This is a genomic window from Marinobacter sp. NP-4(2019) (assembly GCF_003994855.1).
In the GTDB taxonomy this organism is placed as follows: Bacteria; Pseudomonadota; Gammaproteobacteria; order Pseudomonadales; family Oleiphilaceae; genus Marinobacter.
The window spans coordinates 1,758,810-1,776,761 of sequence record NZ_CP034142.1; the positions used below are offsets into that span (position 1 = coordinate 1,758,810).

General features: G+C 57.3%; 19 protein-coding genes. 13 read left to right on the forward strand and 6 right to left on the reverse strand.

Translation table 11 applies throughout. The features are described 5' to 3' along the window. Nucleotides 1–82: 82 nt before the first annotated feature. From EHN06_RS08015 to EHN06_RS08075, 13 genes are all read left to right on the forward strand, one after another. A complete protein-coding gene (locus EHN06_RS08015; protein WP_127331800.1) occupies nucleotides 83–1,711 on the forward strand; it encodes a CTP synthase in 1,629 nt (542 codons plus the stop codon). Nucleotides 1,712–1,713: 2 nt separating this feature from the next. Further along, on the forward strand, nucleotides 1,714–2,559 hold the full coding sequence (gene kdsA, locus EHN06_RS08020; protein ID WP_127331802.1) for a 3-deoxy-8-phosphooctulonate synthase: 846 nt from the start codon (nucleotides 1,714–1,716) through the stop codon (nucleotides 2,557–2,559). Nucleotides 2,560–2,769: 210 nt separating this feature from the next. Continuing rightward, on the forward strand, nucleotides 2,770–4,065 hold the full coding sequence (eno, locus tag EHN06_RS08025) for a phosphopyruvate hydratase (protein WP_127331804.1): 1,296 nt from the start codon (nucleotides 2,770–2,772) through the stop codon (nucleotides 4,063–4,065). Nucleotides 4,066–4,268: 203 nt separating this feature from the next. Next, entirely contained in the window at nucleotides 4,269–4,541 is a 273-nt protein-coding gene (locus EHN06_RS08030; protein ID WP_127331806.1) for a septum formation initiator family protein, read from the forward strand. 9 nt (nucleotides 4,542–4,550) lie between these two features. After that, nucleotides 4,551–5,252 (forward strand): 2-C-methyl-D-erythritol 4-phosphate cytidylyltransferase, encoded by a 702-nt coding sequence (gene ispD / locus EHN06_RS08035; protein ID WP_127331808.1) that lies wholly within the window; start codon nucleotides 4,551–4,553, stop codon nucleotides 5,250–5,252. Nucleotides 5,253–5,282: 30 nt separating this feature from the next. After that, nucleotides 5,283–5,762 carry a 2-C-methyl-D-erythritol 2,4-cyclodiphosphate synthase gene (ispF, locus tag EHN06_RS08040; RefSeq protein ID WP_127331810.1) on the forward strand — a complete coding sequence of 160 codons (480 nt, stop codon included), beginning with the start codon at nucleotides 5,283–5,285 and terminating at the stop codon, nucleotides 5,760–5,762. Then, nucleotides 5,759–6,859: a tRNA pseudouridine(13) synthase TruD gene (truD, locus tag EHN06_RS08045; RefSeq protein ID WP_127331812.1), complete on the forward strand. Its 1,101-nt coding sequence runs from the start codon at nucleotides 5,759–5,761 to the stop codon at nucleotides 6,857–6,859. Before ispF ends, truD begins: the two co-directional genes overlap by 4 nt. Before the next feature lie 67 nt (nucleotides 6,860–6,926). Beyond that, nucleotides 6,927–7,691: a 5'/3'-nucleotidase SurE gene (gene surE / locus EHN06_RS08050; RefSeq protein WP_127331814.1), complete on the forward strand. Its 765-nt coding sequence runs from the start codon at nucleotides 6,927–6,929 to the stop codon at nucleotides 7,689–7,691. Continuing rightward, on the forward strand, nucleotides 7,691–8,347 hold the full coding sequence (locus tag EHN06_RS08055; RefSeq protein ID WP_127331816.1) for a protein-L-isoaspartate(D-aspartate) O-methyltransferase: 657 nt from the start codon (nucleotides 7,691–7,693) through the stop codon (nucleotides 8,345–8,347). The genes surE and EHN06_RS08055 overlap by 1 nt, the downstream gene beginning before the upstream one ends. Nucleotides 8,348–8,400: 53 nt before the next feature. Continuing rightward, nucleotides 8,401–9,285 (forward strand): DUF368 domain-containing protein, encoded by an 885-nt coding sequence (locus EHN06_RS08060; protein WP_127334387.1) that lies wholly within the window; start codon nucleotides 8,401–8,403, stop codon nucleotides 9,283–9,285. A gap of 679 nt (nucleotides 9,286–9,964) precedes the next feature. Continuing rightward, a complete protein-coding gene (locus EHN06_RS21760) occupies nucleotides 9,965–10,363 on the forward strand; it encodes a murein hydrolase activator EnvC family protein (RefSeq protein WP_228257472.1) in 399 nt (132 codons plus the stop codon). Nucleotides 10,364–10,555: 192 nt separating this feature from the next. Then, entirely contained in the window at nucleotides 10,556–11,554 is a 999-nt protein-coding gene (gene rpoS / locus EHN06_RS08070; protein ID WP_127331818.1) for an RNA polymerase sigma factor RpoS, read from the forward strand. A gap of 201 nt (nucleotides 11,555–11,755) precedes the next feature. Next, entirely contained in the window at nucleotides 11,756–12,331 is a 576-nt protein-coding gene (locus EHN06_RS08075) for a chalcone isomerase family protein (protein WP_127331820.1), read from the forward strand. A 73-nt stretch (nucleotides 12,332–12,404) separates the two neighbouring features. On the opposite strand, the gene nth is transcribed toward EHN06_RS08075, so the two are convergent. The 6 genes from nth to rsxB are packed head-to-tail and all read right to left on the reverse strand — an operon-like array spanning nucleotide 12,405 to nucleotide 17,942. Continuing rightward, nucleotides 12,405–13,043 carry an endonuclease III gene (gene nth / locus EHN06_RS08080; protein ID WP_127331822.1) on the reverse strand — a complete coding sequence of 213 codons (639 nt, stop codon included), beginning with the start codon at nucleotides 13,041–13,043 and terminating at the stop codon, nucleotides 12,405–12,407. A gap of 1 nt (nucleotide 13,044) precedes the next feature. After that, a complete protein-coding gene (locus EHN06_RS08085) occupies nucleotides 13,045–13,761 on the reverse strand; it encodes an electron transport complex subunit E (protein ID WP_127331824.1) in 717 nt (238 codons plus the stop codon). 2 nt (nucleotides 13,762–13,763) lie between these two features. Continuing rightward, nucleotides 13,764–14,465, reverse strand: coding sequence for an electron transport complex subunit RsxG (gene rsxG / locus EHN06_RS08090; RefSeq protein WP_127331826.1), 702 nt, complete (start codon nucleotides 14,463–14,465; stop codon nucleotides 13,764–13,766). A gap of 3 nt (nucleotides 14,466–14,468) precedes the next feature. Beyond that, on the reverse strand, nucleotides 14,469–15,521 hold the full coding sequence (rsxD, locus tag EHN06_RS08095; RefSeq protein WP_127331828.1) for an electron transport complex subunit RsxD: 1,053 nt from the start codon (nucleotides 15,519–15,521) through the stop codon (nucleotides 14,469–14,471). Nucleotides 15,522–15,543: 22 nt separating this feature from the next. After that, on the reverse strand, nucleotides 15,544–17,364 hold the full coding sequence (gene rsxC, locus EHN06_RS08100; protein ID WP_127331830.1) for an electron transport complex subunit RsxC: 1,821 nt from the start codon (nucleotides 17,362–17,364) through the stop codon (nucleotides 15,544–15,546). Continuing rightward, a complete protein-coding gene (gene rsxB / locus EHN06_RS08105; RefSeq protein ID WP_127331832.1) occupies nucleotides 17,364–17,942 on the reverse strand; it encodes an electron transport complex subunit RsxB in 579 nt (192 codons plus the stop codon). The genes rsxC and rsxB overlap by 1 nt, the downstream gene beginning before the upstream one ends. Nucleotides 17,943–17,952 lie beyond the last annotated feature (10 nt).

Consider the following 17,952-nt stretch of genomic DNA (forward strand, 5'->3'; position numbering starts at 1 on the left):
GTGGGGGTTTCTGGTAGTCTGGCGTCCCATCTTGAGATGACAATCTCCCTCCTTCACCGAACCAGACAATCATGGAATCTGCATGACGCGTTATATTTTCGTCACCGGCGGTGTCGTGTCCTCCTTGGGGAAAGGTATCGCATCGGCTTCACTGGCTGCGATCCTCGAGGCACGCGGCCTGAAGGTCACCATTCTCAAGCTGGACCCGTACATCAACGTGGACCCCGGCACCATGAGCCCGTTTCAGCACGGTGAAGTATTCGTCACCGAAGATGGCGCGGAAACCGACCTCGATCTGGGGCACTACGAGCGATTCATTCGCAGCCGCATGACTCGTCGCAACAACTTCACAACCGGCCGTGTCTACGAAGAGGTTATTCGTAAGGAGCGTCGTGGAGACTATCTGGGCGGCACCGTGCAGGTGATTCCTCACATCACCGACGAGATCAAGCGTCGTGTGGTGGAAGGTGCGGCCGGTTCTGATGTGGCCCTGATCGAAATTGGCGGCACCGTGGGTGATATCGAGTCCCTGCCGTTCCTTGAGGCGTGTCGTCAATTGAAGGTAGAGGTTGGACCTCAACGGGCCCTGTTCATGCACCTGACGCTGGTGCCATATATCGCCACCGCCGGAGAGATCAAGACCAAACCCACCCAGCATTCCGTGAAGGAAATGCGTTCCATCGGTCTGCAGCCGGATATCCTGCTGTGCCGTTCGGAGCACGAGGTGGACGCCAGTTCCCGTCGCAAGATTGCCCTGTTCACGAACGTGGAAGAGCGAGCGGTCATTCCGCTTCAGGACGCCAAGTCCATCTACGCCATTCCCCGCATGCTTCACGAACATGGTCTGGACCAGTTGGTGATTGAACGGTTCAGCCTGGACGCGCGTCCTGCTGACTTGAGTGAATGGGACGACGTTGTCGAATCCCTTATGAATCCCGAAGACGAAGTGACCATCGCCATGGTCGGTAAGTACATGGAGCTTCTGGATGCCTACAAGTCACTGATTGAGTCCTTGCTGCACGCCGGTATCAAAACCCGTACCAAGGTCAAGATCAATTACATTGATTCCGAGGACATCGAACGTGACGGCACCGGGGCACTCGACAGTGCCGATGCTATTCTGGTGCCAGGCGGCTTTGGTGAGCGTGGTGTGGAAGGCAAGATTCGCACAGTGCAGTACGCTCGCGAAAACAAAGTTCCCTATCTGGGTATTTGTCTTGGCATGCAGGTAGCCGTTATTGAGTATGCCCGTAACGTGGCGGGCCTCAAGGACGCCCACAGCACAGAATTCCGTCAGCATACACCGGAACCGGTGGTTGGCCTGATTACCGAATGGCTTGATGCCAGCGGCGAGCGCGAAGAACGTACAGAGGAATCCGATCTGGGTGGCACCATGCGCCTTGGTGCGCAGGACTGTGTGTTGACCGAAGGTTCCACCATTGCCAACTGCTATGGCAAGAAAACCATCCGTGAACGTCACCGCCACCGTTACGAAGTAAACAATCATTTCCTGCCCAATCTGGAAGAGGCCGGCTTGAAGATTTCCGGCCGCTCGGCCGACGGTCGTCTGGTGGAAGTGGTTGAGGCCCCGGATCATCCCTGGTTTGTGGCGTGCCAGTTCCACCCGGAATTTACATCAACGCCCCGTGACGGGCATCCCCTGTTCAAGGGCTTTGTCCAGGCAGCACTGGCTCATAAAAAGGAATCCTGAGCATGGCACAGAGCACGGTAAACGTCTCCGGAATCGAGGTCGCCAACGACAAGCCGTTTGTGTTGTTTGGTGGTATGAACGTACTGGAATCTCCCGAGCTGGCCATGGAAGTGGCAGAGGCCTACGTTGAGGCCACTGGCAAGCTGGGTATTCCGTATGTGTTCAAGGCGTCCTTTGACAAGGCCAACCGCTCGTCCGTGAACTCTTTCCGTGGCCCCGGCCTGGAGAAAGGACTGCAAATACTGGCGGACATCAAGAGCAAATTCGGTGTCCCCATCATTTCCGATGTCCATGAACCGGCCCAGGCTGCGCCTGCGGCAGAGGTGTGTGACATCATTCAGTTGCCGGCCTTCCTGAGCCGCCAGACTGATCTGGTGGTCGCCATGGCCAAAACCGGTGCAGTTATCAACATCAAGAAGGCCCAGTTCCTCGCACCCCAGGAAATGAAGCACATCATCACCAAGTGTGAAGAAGCCGGCAACGACAAGGTGATCCTGTGCGAGCGGGGCAGCAGCTTTGGTTATAACAACCTGGTGGTCGACATGCTCGGCTTCGGCATCATGAAGTCCATGAATGTGCCGGTGATGTTTGATGTGACTCATTCACTGCAGATGCCTGGCGGGCGAGCTGATTCTGCTGGCGGTCGTCGTGCGCAGGTCACGGACCTGGCACTGGCCGGTATGTCTCAAGGGCTGGCCGGCTTATTCCTGGAAGCTCATCCGGACCCGGATAAGGCCAAATGCGATGGCCCCTGTGCCTTGCGCCTGAGCCAACTGGAGCCATTCCTCCAGCGGGTCAAGGCAGTGGATGATCTTGTTAAGAGCTTTAAACCTATCGACACCGCCTGATTGGCGGTGTCGACGTTTCATCAGGACTTGGTGAGCGAGCGGGTGGTTGGGCTTTGCGAAAATTTCGAAGGCCATGGATGGCCTGAGAGAAGCGCACATGGATGTGCTCGTAGCGGTTTTCGCAAAGCCCAACCACCCGCTTGCTCTTGCACCAAATCCAGAAATTAACCTTACACCGATTCTAGAAGATAAAACCGGAGACCCAGAAGAATGACCAAGATTGCCAACATCAAAGCCCGTGAGGTACTGGATTCACGCGGTAACCCGACCGTTGAAGCGGACGTGATTCTTGAGGACGGAACGCTGGGCCGTGCTTGCGCGCCTTCCGGCGCATCTACCGGTTCCCGCGAAGCGCTGGAGCTGCGTGATGGCGATTCTTCCCGTTATCTGGGCAAGGGTGTCCGTAAGGCCGTTGAAGCCGTGAACAGCAAGATCCGTGACGCGCTGATCGGTAAAGACGCCGCAGACCAGCGTGGTCTGGACGACACCATGCTGGAACTGGACGGCACCGAGAACAAAGCTAACCTGGGCGCTAACGCCATTCTGGCGGTTTCCCTGGCGGCGGCCAAGGCAGCTGCGATTTCTCTTGGCAAGCCGCTGTACGAGCATATTGCGGACATCAACGGCACTTCCGGCAAGTTCTCCATGCCGGTTCCGATGATGAACATCCTCAATGGCGGTGAGCACGCGGACAACAATGTGGATATCCAGGAGTTCATGGTTCAGCCGGTGGCTGCCAAGAGCTTTGCGGAGGCCCTGAGAATTGGCGCCGAGATCTTCCACAGCCTGAAGAAAGTACTGAAGGCCCAGGGTCTGAACACCGCAGTGGGTGACGAAGGTGGTTTCGCTCCTAACCTGCCGTCCAACGAAGCGGCACTGGCGGTCATTCAGGAAGCGGTTGAGAAAGCCGGTTACAAGCTGGGATCCGATGTGACCCTGGCCCTGGACTGTGCGTCTTCCGAGTTCTACAAGGACGGTCAGTACCAGTTGTCCGGTGAAGGCAAGAGCTTTGACTCCGAAGGCTTTGCCGATTACCTGGCCGGTCTGTGCGAACGTTACCCGATCGTCTCCATCGAAGATGGCATGGACGAGAGCGACTGGGACGGCTGGAAAGTGCTGACCGACAAGCTGGGCAGCAAGGTTCAGCTGGTGGGTGATGACCTGTTCGTAACCAACACCAAAATCCTGAAGCAGGGTATCGACAAGGGCGTTGGTAATTCCATCCTGATCAAGTTCAACCAGATTGGTAGCCTGAGTGAAACCCTCGACGCCATCAAGATGGCCCAGGACGCTGGTTTCACGGCAGTGATCTCCCACCGTTCCGGTGAAACCGAGGACACCACCATTGCCGACCTGGCGGTGGCAACCTGCGCGGGCCAGATCAAAACCGGTTCCCTGTGCCGCTCGGATCGCGTAGCCAAGTACAACCAGCTTCTGCGCATCGAGGAAGCCCTGGAAGGCCAGGCGCCATACCGTGGTCTGACCGAGATCAAGGGTCAGGGTTGAGGCCCGACGGAGTCATTTTTTACCTGTATTAGCGCTTATTTCAGGTAACAAAATGTTAAGGCCATCGTGTTCTGAATGAAAATTCATTCACGATGGCCTTTCTGCACAACCATTTAGCATAATTTGTTGTTAATCTACTCTAAGGTCTATACTCAACATTCAGTGTTGGTTTTTTGTTCGGCTTTTATTAAACGGAATTAGCAATGAAGGTGCTCTGGTCCATCATGGCTGTGCTGATACTCCTGCTGCAGGTGCGCCTGTGGATCGGGGAGGGCAGCTTCGCGCAGGTATGGGCCCTGGAGCAGTCCATTTCCGAGCAGCGGGAAGAGAATGCCGAACTGTCCGCCCGCAACGAACGCCTTTACGCTGAAGTCCGGAATCTGCATAACGAGCAGGGTGCGGTGGAAGAGCGTGCGAGGATGAACCTGGGGCTGATCCGTGACGACGAAACCTTTTTCCTGGTTGTTGAAAACTGATACACGCCAATGACGAATCCCCGATTCTGGCTGATCGTGCCTGCCGCCGGTATTGGTCAGCGCATGCAGGCCGAATGCCCCAAGCAGTACCTCAGGATTGATCGTCGTTTTATTCTCGATATCACCCTGTCACGTACCCTCGACTCAGCTTCGTTCGATGGCTGCATGGTCGCCCTCCATCCGGACGATCGCTGGTGGGCGAACACCGAAGCCAGTAGTGATTCCCGAATTCAGACTTGTCGTGGTGGTGTTGAACGGGCGGACTCGGTGCTTGCCGCGCTCCGTGCGCTGGCACCTCAGGCGGATGCGGATGATTGGGTGCTGGTCCACGATGCCGCCCGCCCGTGTCTCCACCGGGACGACCTGATCCGGTTAATCACCTCTCTGCAGAATCACAATGTCGGCGGCCTCCTGGCCTCTCCCGTCGCCGATACGCTCAAGAAGGGCAACCGCGCCACCCCTCCGGAAGTCCAGGAGACCGTTGACCGGCGTGCTCTTTGGCGAGCCCTGACACCCCAGATGTTCCGATACGCCAAGCTGGTCAACGCGCTGGAGTTGGCCGCGGAAAATGCCCAGCCTGTGACGGATGAATCCTCTGCCATGGAATTTTCAGGTAACATGCCGATACTGGTGGAAGGACGCCCGGACAACATCAAGGTGACTGTCCCGGCGGATCTCGCCCTGGCGGGATTTATCCTCAGCCAGCTCTGAATTTGCCTGCACGGTTTCGGGAAAGTCTCTATGCGTATTGGTCAGGGCTTCGATGTCCATGCCTTCGGTGAAGGCAGCTTTGTTACTCTCGGTGGTGTCCGGATTCCCCACAGTCACGGCCTGAAAGCTCATTCTGACGGCGACGTGCTTTTGCATGCGCTGGCGGACGCGCTCCTGGGCGCGGTGGCCCTCGGTGATATCGGGCATCTGTTCCCTGATAGCAGTGATGAATGGGCCGGAGCCGATAGCCGGGATTTGTTGCGTCGCGTCATGAGCCGGGTCACCGAGGAGGGATTTTCCGTGGTGAACGTCGATACCACCATTATTGCTCAGGCGCCCAAAATGGCGCCCCATGTTGAATCCATGCGGCTGAACATTGCCGAAGACCTGGGTATCCCCGCCAGCCGGGTCAGTGTAAAGGCGACGACCACTGAAAAACTCGGCTTTACCGGGCGTGGTGAAGGCATTGCCTGTCAGGCAATTTGCCTGCTGGAGCCGGTATCCTCGTGAGCGACAAGACAGGGGAAAGCGGCAACTGGACTCTGGACTGGCCAACATCAAGGGGACACCGGGTTGCCCGGGCCGAGTTGAAGAGCACTCCAGAGGATTTTCGGGTTTTTGAAGATCTGGGGGTGCCCGGATTTCCCGCTGAAGGTTCGTCGGAAGGTGACGTCACCGGTGGCGAGCATCTCTGTCTGTTGCTGGAAAAGACCGGTGACAATACCGAGTATGTTGCCCGCCAACTGGCGTTGTTGTCAGGCTGCCGACATTTTGATGTAGGCTTTTGTGGCCTGAAGGACCGTCATGCCGTGACCCGACAGTGGTATAGCATCTACCGTCCGGGCATGGAGGTTGATGATGAAGCCTTCATCGCGCAGGTAACGGGGCGTTGGCCCGTTATCGCGTGGACCCGTTATGCTCGTAAACTCCGCCGGGGAGACCATCGGGGCAATCATTTCGAGATAACGCTTCGTGGGGTGACAGCTACCGCAGGATCTATTGACGAAGCGTTGGCTGAGCTGAGTAAGGTGGGAGCTCCGAACTATTTTGGCCCCCAGCGGTTCGGTCATGGTGGCACCAATCTTGATCGTGCGCTGACCATTGACCCGTCAAAGCTCAATCGTCGCGCCCGAAAAGGCGGTAAAAAACGAGGGGGCGGGCGTTCGGGCTCTGGCAGTCAGGACAGTAAAAACGTATTGTACTTTTCTGCTGCCCGGTCATGGTTGTTCAATGAAGTGCTTGGCCGCCGGGTTGCCGCCGGAAACTGGCGCCAGGCTCTGGAGGGTGAGCCGGGTTCCGGCCCTGATTCGGAGCTGGTTGTGACTGGCCCCTTGTGGGGTGACGGAGGCACTGAGGCGGTAGCGGAACAGGGGGCTTTTGAGCGCGAAGTTGTCGCTGAAAATCCTGGATTGGAAGCCTTGTTTTCTGTCACCCGGATGAAGCCGGAGCGCCGCCCCCTGATTGCCAGGCCAGGGCAGCTGAATTGGCAGTGGTTGGCGGAGGATATCCTGCGGATCAGTTTCTGGCTGGCGCCTGGACAATACGCCACCACAATCCTGGCAGATATTTTTGAGTTGCAAGAAGGGGCAAAAGACCCCGATCAATAAAGTGTCCGGGCAGGCAATCTGCGTTCAGGTGTGATGACCCGGTGCACAAAGGCTAGCGGAGAAAATTGTGCGCATACTGTTATCCAATGATGACGGTGTTCATTCACCAGGGCTTCAGGCTCTCTACGATGGGCTGGAAGGCCTCGGAGAGCTGGAGGTCGTTGCTCCCGACAGGGATCACAGTGGGGCCAGCAATGCCCTGACACTGAACCGTCCCCTGACCGTGGAGCAACATCCGTCGGGGTTCCGGTCGGTGGACGGAACCCCGACGGATTGTGTCCATCTTGCGGTGAATGGCCTGTTCAGCGAGCCATTTGACCGGGTCGTATCCGGCATTAACACCCACGCCAATCTGGGCGATGACATCATTTATTCCGGCACGGTGGCGGCGGCGACTGAAGGCCGCAACCTGGGTTTGCCTGCCATTGCCGTCTCTCTTGTCAACGATGGTCATTTCCACTACGAGACCGCTGCCCGGGTGGTTCGTCTTCTCCTTGAAGGCAGGAAACCCCTGGCCCTGGGTCCCCGATGCATCCTGAATGTCAATGTTCCGGACGTACCATGGGGTGACATAGCGGGATTCCGTGTGACCAGGCTGGGTCATCGGGACCGCGCCGAGGGTGCCGTCCCCATGACCTGTCCCCGGGGGAAAGAGCGATACTGGATCGGGGCCGCCGGGCAGGGCAGTGATGCCGGTCCGGGCACCGATTTCCATGCGGTCCGTGAAGGTTACGTTTCCATTACCCCGGTCCATGTCGATATGACGCGTCATGAAGCGTTGTCTTCTCTCCGGGAGTGGGTTGATGATATGACGTCGGGGGAGGGCCGTTGATGGTTGCAGAGCTTCAGGGTATTGGCATGACTTCCCGCAGGACCCGTATGCGACTGATTCAGCGCCTCAGGGACGCGGGCATCACTGATCAGCGTGTACTGGATGTGATGGCGGACGTGCCGCGCCATATTTTTCTGGATGAAGCGCTGTCACACCGGGCCTATGAGGATACCTCCCTGCCGATCGGATACAGCCAGACGCTTTCCCAGCCCTATATTGTCGCGAGGATGACGGAAATCCTGATGCAGCACGCGCCCTCACGCGTGCTCGAGTTGGGAACCGGGTCCGGCTACCAGACCGCGATTCTCGCTCGGCTGGTGGGTCAGGTGTTCAGCGTGGAACGAATCAAGCCCCTGCAAGATCGCGCGCGGGACCGGCTGCGTCAGTTGGAATTGCGCAATACCCTGCTCAAGCACGCCGACGGCGGCATGGGATGGCCGGATAAAGGCCCGTTCGACGGCATTATGCTGACGGCTGCGCCCACGGAAATTCCCGCTGAACTCCGGGCTCAACTGGCCGATGGCGGCGTCATCGTTGCCCCGGTCGGAGAAGAAGAGCAGACATTAGTCAAAATGGTACGTTATGGCGACAGCTTTGAAACCACAGAGATTGAGGCGGTGAACTTTGTGCCCTTGTTGGGCGGAGTTGTCCGGTGACAGAGAGCGTTCGCCAACATCATCCGTTTGCTGTGTTTCTCCGGGGTATTGCCATGGGGGCTGCGGACATCGTGCCGGGGGTGTCCGGAGGTACCATTGCGTTCATTACGGGCATCTATTTTCGGTTACTGGAAGCGATCAATGCAGTCCCGGAAGCAGTGTTATGTCACTTGTTCCGTGGAGACTTGCGAGGGTTCTGGTTCCGGTGTGATGGCACATTCCTGATCAGTCTGCTCACCGGAATCCTGGCCAGCATTGCGACATTGGCCTCCATCATCAGCTATGGCCTGGAGGCATACCCCATCCTGATCTGGAGCTTCTTCTTCGGTTTGATTATCGCATCGGTCTGGCACGTTGGACGTCAGGTGTGTGAGCTATCACCGATTCTGTTGGCCCCCCTGCTTGCCGGTATTGCGTTTGCCTGGTGGGTGACTACGTTACCGGCGGGGCAGGTGGACCCTTCCGGCCTGGTGTTCCTCGGAGCAGGCGCTCTGGCCATCTGCGCCATGATCCTTCCGGGTATCTCCGGAAGCTTCATATTGGTGATCATTGGTATGTACTCGCCGGTACTGGATGCAATCCGAAACATCGAAGCGGGCTCCCTGCTATTGTTTGCCCTGGGTTGTGTGATCGGACTGTTGTCCATCGCGCGGTTGATTACCTGGGCATTCCACCGGTTTCATGATGCCGTGCTGGCGTTGCTGACCGGCTTTATGATCGGTGCGCTCAATAAGGTCTGGCCTTGGAAGGAAACACTGAGCTGGCGAACCAACAGTGCCGGTGAGCGGGTTCCCCTTAACGAGGTCAGTGTCACCCCCGGCTACTATAGCGAACTGACCGGGCTGGATTCCCAATGGCCCTTGGCGATCAGCGTGGCTGTTCTCGGTTTTGTCGTGGTGTTACTGATGGAGTGGATGGGAAGTCGTGCCAGGGCATAAATCCCCGGGATTGTTACTTTTTCGTCGTCGGGGGTGTTTCGCCCGGTAACAGATATGGCGAGGGAGTAACTTGGAATTGGCTATAAAATGTGCAATATATTAAGCAGTTACTCCAAGAACTTTAGAAACTGCCGTATTTTTAATACGGATTTTTCATAACGGGGTTATTCTTATACCTGTGAGATGTTTACCTGGGTCCCCCAAGGCTGATTGTGCAGCAATACTGCGGTTCCCCTCCGGTACCCGGGTATTCTTGTGGTCTGAAAAGCCCGTTTGCCCGCTCTCCTGGCTCCCCCTGCTTCTGGTTCTTCTCTTTGTTCCCCCACTGATCAGTGGCTGCAACACCAACGCTATTTATCAGGATGACCGCTATAACCCTCCGGTTTACTGGGGACGACATGTGGTCAAGCCCGGGGAAACGCTTTACAGCATCGCCTGGCGGTACGGCCGGGACTACCGTGAGCTGGGCAATGCCAATGGTATAAGCGCCCCCTGGCATTTGAAAGCCGGCCAGGTCCTGCGTCTGGACGTTCGCGGAACTGTCACATCATCGGCCCAGAATAAGCGGCATGCCAAGCCGTCACCGGCAAAGCCACCGTCACGACAGACTGGCAGAGCGACGGCCCCGAAAGCAGAGCCCAGGCCAACGGTTTCCAGGGCCCCGGACCGGAAGACGCCGTTGAACAGCCAGACGCAAACGGTGTCAAACGTCAGTTGGCGGTGGCCTCACGTTGGCACCGTAATTGCAGGTTATTCAACTTCGGGGAAAGTCAATAAAGGTGTTGATATTGCTGGAAATCCGGGAGATCCTGTAAGAGCAGCCGCAGGTGGTAATGTGGTCTATGCCGGTAGTGGATTGCTTGGGTACGGTAATCTGATTATTGTGAATCATAATGAGCACTATCTGAGTGCTTACGCCCACAACCGGAAGATTCTGGTGCAGGAAGGGGAGGATGTAAAAGCCGGGCAGGTAATTGCAGAGCTTGGAAGCAGCGGCACGGATCGACCCAAATTGCATTTCGAGATTCGGAAAAATGGCAATCCGGTTGATCCAAGACATTTCTTGCCGCCACGCTGACCGGGTATTCTGACAGATACAGACATCCCGGCACTGACAAAAAAGCCGACAGCAAAGAACAAAAATAATGGTTACGGTAGTAACCAGCCAATAGCTAAATGTCCTGAACAGAAAACGCGAACACAGCAGGTGCTCACAATAATAAGAAGTCGTGAGCGGACAACCAGGATTATTGAGAGGCGGGGCAAAGATATGTCAGCAGAGCAAGAAGAACTGATCATCGATCGTGTGAGTGACGTTGAAGAGGCCGAAGAGCAGCTTCTGGCAGAAGACAAGGTCGATAAGGAATCTTCTGACACGGAAGTGGCAGAAGTTGAACAGGATATCCCGGCCCAGGGCCGATATTTCACGAGCCAGAAACAACTCGATGCAACCCAATTGTATCTGAACGAGATTGGCTTCTCTCCATTGCTCACTCCTGAAGAAGAAGTGTATTTCGCCAGACTGGCCCGCAAGGGTGAGGAGTCTGGTCGTAAACGCATGATTGAAAGTAACTTGCGGCTGGTGGTCAAAATCGCCCGCCGGTATGTTAACCGGGGCCTGACATTGCTGGACCTGATTGAGGAAGGCAATCTCGGCCTGATCCGTGCGGTGGAAAAGTTTGATCCCGAGCGGGGGTTCCGGTTCTCGACCTACGCAACCTGGTGGATTCGCCAGACCATTGAGCGGGCCATCATGAACCAGACCCGCACCATCCGTTTGCCCATTCACGTGGTCAAGGAACTCAACCTTTATCTGCGAGCGGCCCGTGAGCTCACCCAGAAGCTGGACCACGAACCTTCAGCGGAAGAAATCGCCCGAATGGTCGACAAGCCCGTGGATGATGTTAAGCGCATGCTCGGGCTGAACGAACGGGTGGCTTCCATGGATACGCCAATAGGGGCGGGGGGCGAGAAATCCCTGTTGGACACTGTGGCGGATGAAGGCGCTTCGGACCCAGCTGACCTCCTGCAGGACAACAACATGTGCTCCTGTGTCGAGAAGTGGATTGACCAGCTCAGTGAAAAACAGCAGGAAGTGCTCTCCCGTCGCTTTGGCTTACGCGGCTATCCCGTCAGTACCCTTGAGGAAGTCGGTCAGGAGATTGGCCTGACCCGTGAACGTGTGCGTCAGATACAGGTCGAGGCTCTGCGTCGTCTTCGCGAGATCCTTGAGAAGGAAGGCCTGTCTGGCTCGTTGCTGTTCATGTAACCATTAGAGCTTTGCCATCCCTGAAAGCCGGCCATGGAAAATGGCCGGCTTTTCTGTTTCAGTACGCGCGCAAATGAGAACCAGGTGGCGCAATGGCCTTTATCTCCCCTGTTAGAATAATTTTTCCGGGCAGGGATAGGCTGTCGAAACCCGGTACAAAAATAAAATAACTCAATAATGACGACTGAAAAGGAAAGGATGATGAAAAAGGCTCTATCAACAAGTGTTGTCTCACTGGCCCTGTCTGCTGCGCTTGCGGCCCCCGTGTCGGCCCTGACCGTGGAAGGCGTGGATATCCCTGAAACCTATTCCGCCATGGATACCAAACTCAAGCTCAACGGAGCCGGTACCCGTTCCAAGTGGTTCATGGATCTGTATGTGGGCGGGCTTTACGTGCCGGAAAGTATCGATGATGGGCAGGCGGTTATCAACGCCGATGAACCGCAGGCGATTACGCTGCATATCATTTCCGGCATGATAACCAGCGACCGCATGACCGAGGCCACCATGGAAGGTTTCAAAAATGCGACCGATGGTGATCTGTCTGCAATCCGGGACGATGTCGACCAGTTCATGTCGGTCTTTGCGGAAGAGATCAAGGAGGGGGATGTCTTTGATCTTGTCTACCTGCCGTCAGAGGGTGTGCGGGTCCTCAAGAATGGCGAAGTCCGGGATACCGTGGGTGACCTGGAGTTCAAGAAGGCCCTGTTCGGCATCTGGTTGTCCGATAAACCTGCCCAGAAAGAACTGAAAGCCAGTATGCTCGGCCTGCGTTAATTCGTTGCAGCACTGCCAGCCGCCGGGCGGACTCCCCTGGCGGCTACCCGACACCACTGCATGTATTATCCCGTTACTGATAATCCCGTTTATGCTTGAACTCGCACAGGTCCTCAATGGGGCAGGCACCACACTTGGGTTTCCTGGCGGTGCAGATGTAGCGGCCGTGAAGAATCAGCCAGTGGTGGGCGTCCAGAAGAAACTCCTTGGGCACCAGACGCATTAAACGCTTTTCCACTTCCAGAACGTTTTTCCCGGGGGCGATACCGGTTCGGTTGGAAACCCGGAAGATGTGAGTGTCCACGGCCATGGCTGGCTGGCCGAATGCGGTATTGAGTACCACGTTCGCCGTTTTCCGGCCGACGCCCGGCAGGGCTTCGAGATCCTCACGATTATCGGGCACCTCGCCGCCATGCTTTTCCAGCAGTATCCGGCAGGTCTTGATGATGTTTTCCGCCTTGCTGTTGAACAGGCCAATAGTCTTGATGTATTCCTTCAGGCCGTCCACTCCCAGGGCGAGAATGGCTGCCGGTGTATTGGCCACCGGGAACAGCTTGTCCGTGGCCTTGTTGACCCCGACATCGGTAGCCTGGGCCGACAGTATTACCGCGACCAGCAGCTCAAAGGGCGTCGAGTAGTTCAGCTCGGTCGTGGGTTTGGGGTTGTTGTCCCGCAGCCGGGTGAAAATCTCAATGCGCTTTTCCCGGTTCATATCAGGATACCTGCCCGGTGACCCGTACCCGCTTGCTGCCAGTGGTGACCGGATCGGTAACCCTGGCGCTACGGCGTTCCTTGATCTGATTATCGATGCTGTTCTTGAGGGCAATCAATAGCCCCAGCCCGACGAACGCACCCGGTGGCAGTACCATGAAGAGCATATCCGGATAGTTTTCCAGGGGGCGAATGCCCCAGTCCGCCGCCACGGGACCGAGCAGCAAGTCCATATCGGTAAACAGGGTGCCCTGACCAATCAGCTCACGCATGGCGCCAAGGACAATCAGTACGGCAAGGAAACCCAGGCCCATCATGACCCCGTCCAGAAGGGCCGGTAATGGCCCGTTCTTGGAGGCGAACGCATCGGCACGGCCCAGGATGGCACAGTTGGTGACGATCAGCGGGATGAAAATGCCGAGGATCTGGTACAGCTCATAGGTGAAGGCCTGCATCAGCAATTCAGCACAGGTGACGAACGAGGCTATGATCATGACAAATGCGGGCAGGCGCACGGATTCGCTGACAAAGTTCCGGATAACGGACACTGCCAGGTTTGATCCCATCAACACCATAAGGGTTGCCAGTCCTAGCCCGATGGCGTTAACCACGGTGCTTGTGACCGCCAGCAATGGACACAGGCCGAGCACCTGGACCAGCGCCGGGTTGTTGGTCCAAAGGCCCTCACGAACGATTTCCGAATTGGTTTTGGTTGCCATGATCAGGAATGCTCCGCGTCTTGATGTTGGCCAGCCACGGCGTCGGGAATGATGGGTGTGCTCCGTTTTTCCGGAGGTTCATTGAGAATTTTGCGCAGTTCGTGCCGGTTCTGGCGAAAGTAGATCAATGTCTTCTGAACGGCCTTGACCACGGCCCGGGGTGTGATGGTAGCACCGGTAAACTGGTCAAACACCCCGCCGTTCTTTTTGACATTCCAGCGGTTTGGCGCCGGGTCACCGAGGCTGCGCCCTTCAAACGAATAGATCCAGTCGGACTTCTTGGTTTCAATGCCATCGCCGAGCCCCGGAGTTTCCCGGTGACTGGTCACCCGCACGCCAAGGACGTTGCCTTTGAGATCTATGCCAACCAGTAGGCGGATATCACCGGAATAGCCGTCTGGCGCAACAGCGGGAAGAATCACTCCGACGGGCTGACCGTTGGAACGTGCCACCCAGGCCGTTATAGGACCTGACTGGGACAGGCGATCACTTGCCGGCAGTTGTACAGTATCCCTGAGCAAGTCATTGTCGTGACGGCTTTCGGGAATAATTTCGAACAGGGCTTTGGCTTCGGCGCGAGCGGCCTGTTCGGCGATGCGGTCAGCGGTCATTACCTGGGTAACGGCAATGGTGCCACCGGTGATGACCGCGAACAGGCCAAGGCCAATAGCGCTGCGACGGACGGATTGTGCAATGGCTGCCATGGATTACCCCTTGGTCTTGCCGGGAACACCTCGCCGCGCCTTATGGTGACCATAGGTGCGTGGCGGCGTGTAGTGATCGATAAAGGGGACGGCGAAGTTCATCAGCAGCACGCTGAAAGCAACCGCGTCCGGGTAATTGCCCCAACTGCGGATTATATAAATCAACACTCCGATGCCGGCTCCGTATATCAGTTTACCCTGATGACTGGTTGCAGCGGATACGGGATCGGTGGCGATAAAGAAGGCGCCAAGCATGGTTCCGCCGGCCAGCATATGCAGGGAAATCGGTGCGTACTGGTCAGGATTGCTACCAAAGGCAAGGCTCATCACGGCAATGGCAGCCAACAGGCTGACAGGAATGTGCCAGGTAATGATTTTAAGACCGATCAGCACCAGGCCCCCAAGCAGGAACGCCACGTTGACCCACTCCCAGCCGCGGGCAATGCCCTCGCCGAAGGTGGGGTGTGCCAGTACTTCGGTGGCTGTGTGGGTGGTTATCTTGTGCTTGTACTCATCCAGCGGCGTGGCCATGGTGTAGCCATCCACAACGGTTTGCTGAGCAGACGCCAGCAGGTTGAGGGTTTCACCAAAACCGGGTGCGGACTCCCAGAGCAGGCCGGGCTGGGCCCAGTTGGTCGTCATTGCCACGGGAAAGGAAATCAGCACCAGCGCATAACCCACCATGGCCGGGTTGAATGGATTGGAACCGAGCCCGCCGTATAGCTGTTTGGCCATCACAATGGCGGAGATCACGGCAATCGCCGAGACCCAGAGAGGAACAAACTGTGGCAGTGAGAGCCCCAACAACAGGCCGGTAACGGCGGCGGTATTGTCCTTGAGGAAAAACGCCAGCGGCTTCTTGCGAATCGACAGCATGGCGGCTTCCGCTGCCAGGGCAACGGCAATACACCACACCACATTGATCAGGTTGCCCCAGCCGAAGAAAATGGTTTGCGCCAGCAAGCCGGGCACGGTGGCCATAATCACCCAAAGCATGAGCCGGGAGGTTGACCGGGCTTTGCGGGCATGGGGAGAAGACTGTTGTGCTAATGCCATGAAGACTTGGCCCTGATGTCCGTTATTCGGTGGATTGGGTAACCGGGGCCGTGTCCGTAGTGACCTCAGTCAGGGCTTCTTCCGCCCGTTTTACCCGTTCGTGATTCTTGGCAACCGCGCGTTCGAGCTTGTCGACGTTGTCGGCTTGCTGGGCCCTGGCGTCCTCAAGCATCGACTGCATGGTTTCCAGCTTGGATTTCGCCTGGGTCAGCTGTTTCTCCAGGGCGGGAATATCGGGTGCCGGCGCAGAGCTCTCTGCGGTGGTTTGTGCTTCGGGCGCGGCTGGTTTACTGGCTTTCTTGCGAGCCAGGGCTTCCTGGACCAAAGCCGCCTTGGCAGCCTTTTCATCGACGGCTTCGCTTTGGGCAGCGGCTTGCTCTGCTTCCTCTTTCTTCTTGGCCTGGGCATCCGCGGCAGCCTTGGCGCGTTCCTTGCGGCGCAATTCCTTCTCCTGCTGCTCCCGTTCCAGCCGGGCCTGGCGTGCTTCAAAGCGTTCCCGGGCGTGATCGGCTTTCAGTTGCTCTGCCTGCTGAACCCGGATTTCGCCCTTGGCGTAACGGTAGTACTGCACCAGCGGGATGGAGCTGGGGCAGACATAGGAACAGGCTCCGCACTCAATGCAGTCGAACAGGTTCGTATGTTCCGCTTTCTCGAATTCCCCGGCCTTGGCGTACCAGAACAGCTGTTGCGGCAGCAGCTCCATGGGACAGACCTCAGCGCACTGTCCACAACGGATGCAGGGCTGTTCCGGTTCCGGCTCCGGCAGTTCTTGTGCGGTGGCGGCAATGACGCAGTTACTGGTCTTGACCACCGGTATATCGGCGGAATTCAGCGTGTAACCCATCATTGGGCCGCCGAGGACCAGGCGGTGGAGTTGCGCTCGCTGCAATCCGGCCAGGTCCAGAAGGTCGTGGATGGGGGTGCCCAGGAGCGCCTCGAAGTTGCCAGGTTCGGCAACCGCTTCGCCGGTAATAGTGACCACGCGCCTGATCAGCGGTTCACCCTCAAGAATGGCCCGGGCCACGGCGATGGCGGTTCCCACATTCTGGCACATAACACCAATATCCGCCGGGATGCCACCACTGGGCACCTCCATGCCGGTGAGGATCCGGATTAGCTGTTTTTCGCCGCCGGAAGGGTATTTGGTCGGCACCACGATCACTTCGATCTGAGTGCCCTCGGCCGCTTCTTTCATGGCCGCGACGGCTTCGGGTTTATTGTCCTCGATCGCAATCACACAGCGTTCCGGGCGCAGAATCCACGCCATGATCTTCAGGCCGGCGATGATCTCGTCCGACCGTTCGCGCATAGTCATGTCATCGGCGGTGATATAGGGCTCGCACTCTGCGCCGTTGAGGATCAGGGTGCTGACCTTACGGTCCTTGGGCGGTCTCAATTTGATATTGGTCGGGAAGCCCGCACCGCCCATGCCAGAGATACCGGCCGTGCGAATGGCGTCCAGAACCTCATCCCGCTCCAGTTTGCGATAGTCCGGAATCGGATGGCGCTGGCACCACCGGTCTTCACCGTCGGGAATGAGAGTGATGCACCAGTCGTCCATGCCGGAGGGGTGGGGTACCGGCAAGCGGGCGATGGACTCAATGGTGCCAGAGGTTGGTGCATGCACGGGAACCCCCATGCCAGCGGATACCTCGGCAATTCTTTGGCCTTTAAGGACGCGCTCGCCTTCGGTCACAATGGCCTCGGCAGGCGCGCCAATGTGTTGTTGCAGGGGCAGTACCAGCCGCTTCGGAAGTCCGGCCTGGCGGATCGGGCGACCTGTTGACTGATGTTTGTGCTCTGCCGGGTGAATGCCACCGGCGAAATCCCAGAGTTGTGTCATCAGGCGCTGGCCCCCTGGCGATCGGTGGCAATGATGTCCGTCTGCGGCGGATTCCAGGTCCAGGCCCGGATGTCCGGTTCGATGGTGATCATGTCGATACAGTCGACCGGGCACGGATCTACGCACAGGTCACAGCCGGTGCATTCGCTCTCGATCACCGTATGCATGTGCTTCGCGGAACCCAGGATGGCGTCGACCGGACAGGCCTGGATGCACTTGGTGCAGCCTATGCACTCATCTTCGCGAATGACCGCTACCCGTTTCTCCTGCTCGACACCGTGCTCGGCATCCAACGGTTCTGGCTCCACATCCAGCAGATCAGCCAGGGACTTGATCGTGCCTTCGCCGCCCGGTGGGCATTTGTTGATGGGGCCGCCCTCGGCAATGGACTCCGCGTAGGGGCGGCAGCCGGGGTAGCCGCACTGGCCACACTGGGTCTGTGGCAACAGGGAGTCGATCTGGTCGATCAGGGGGTTGCCTTCTACCCGGAAACGCTCAGCAGCAAAGCCCAGCAGGCCGCCAAATACCATGGCCAGAGCTAGCAGAACTACAACAGCGATGAGGATGCTTGTCCACATAAAACCGATA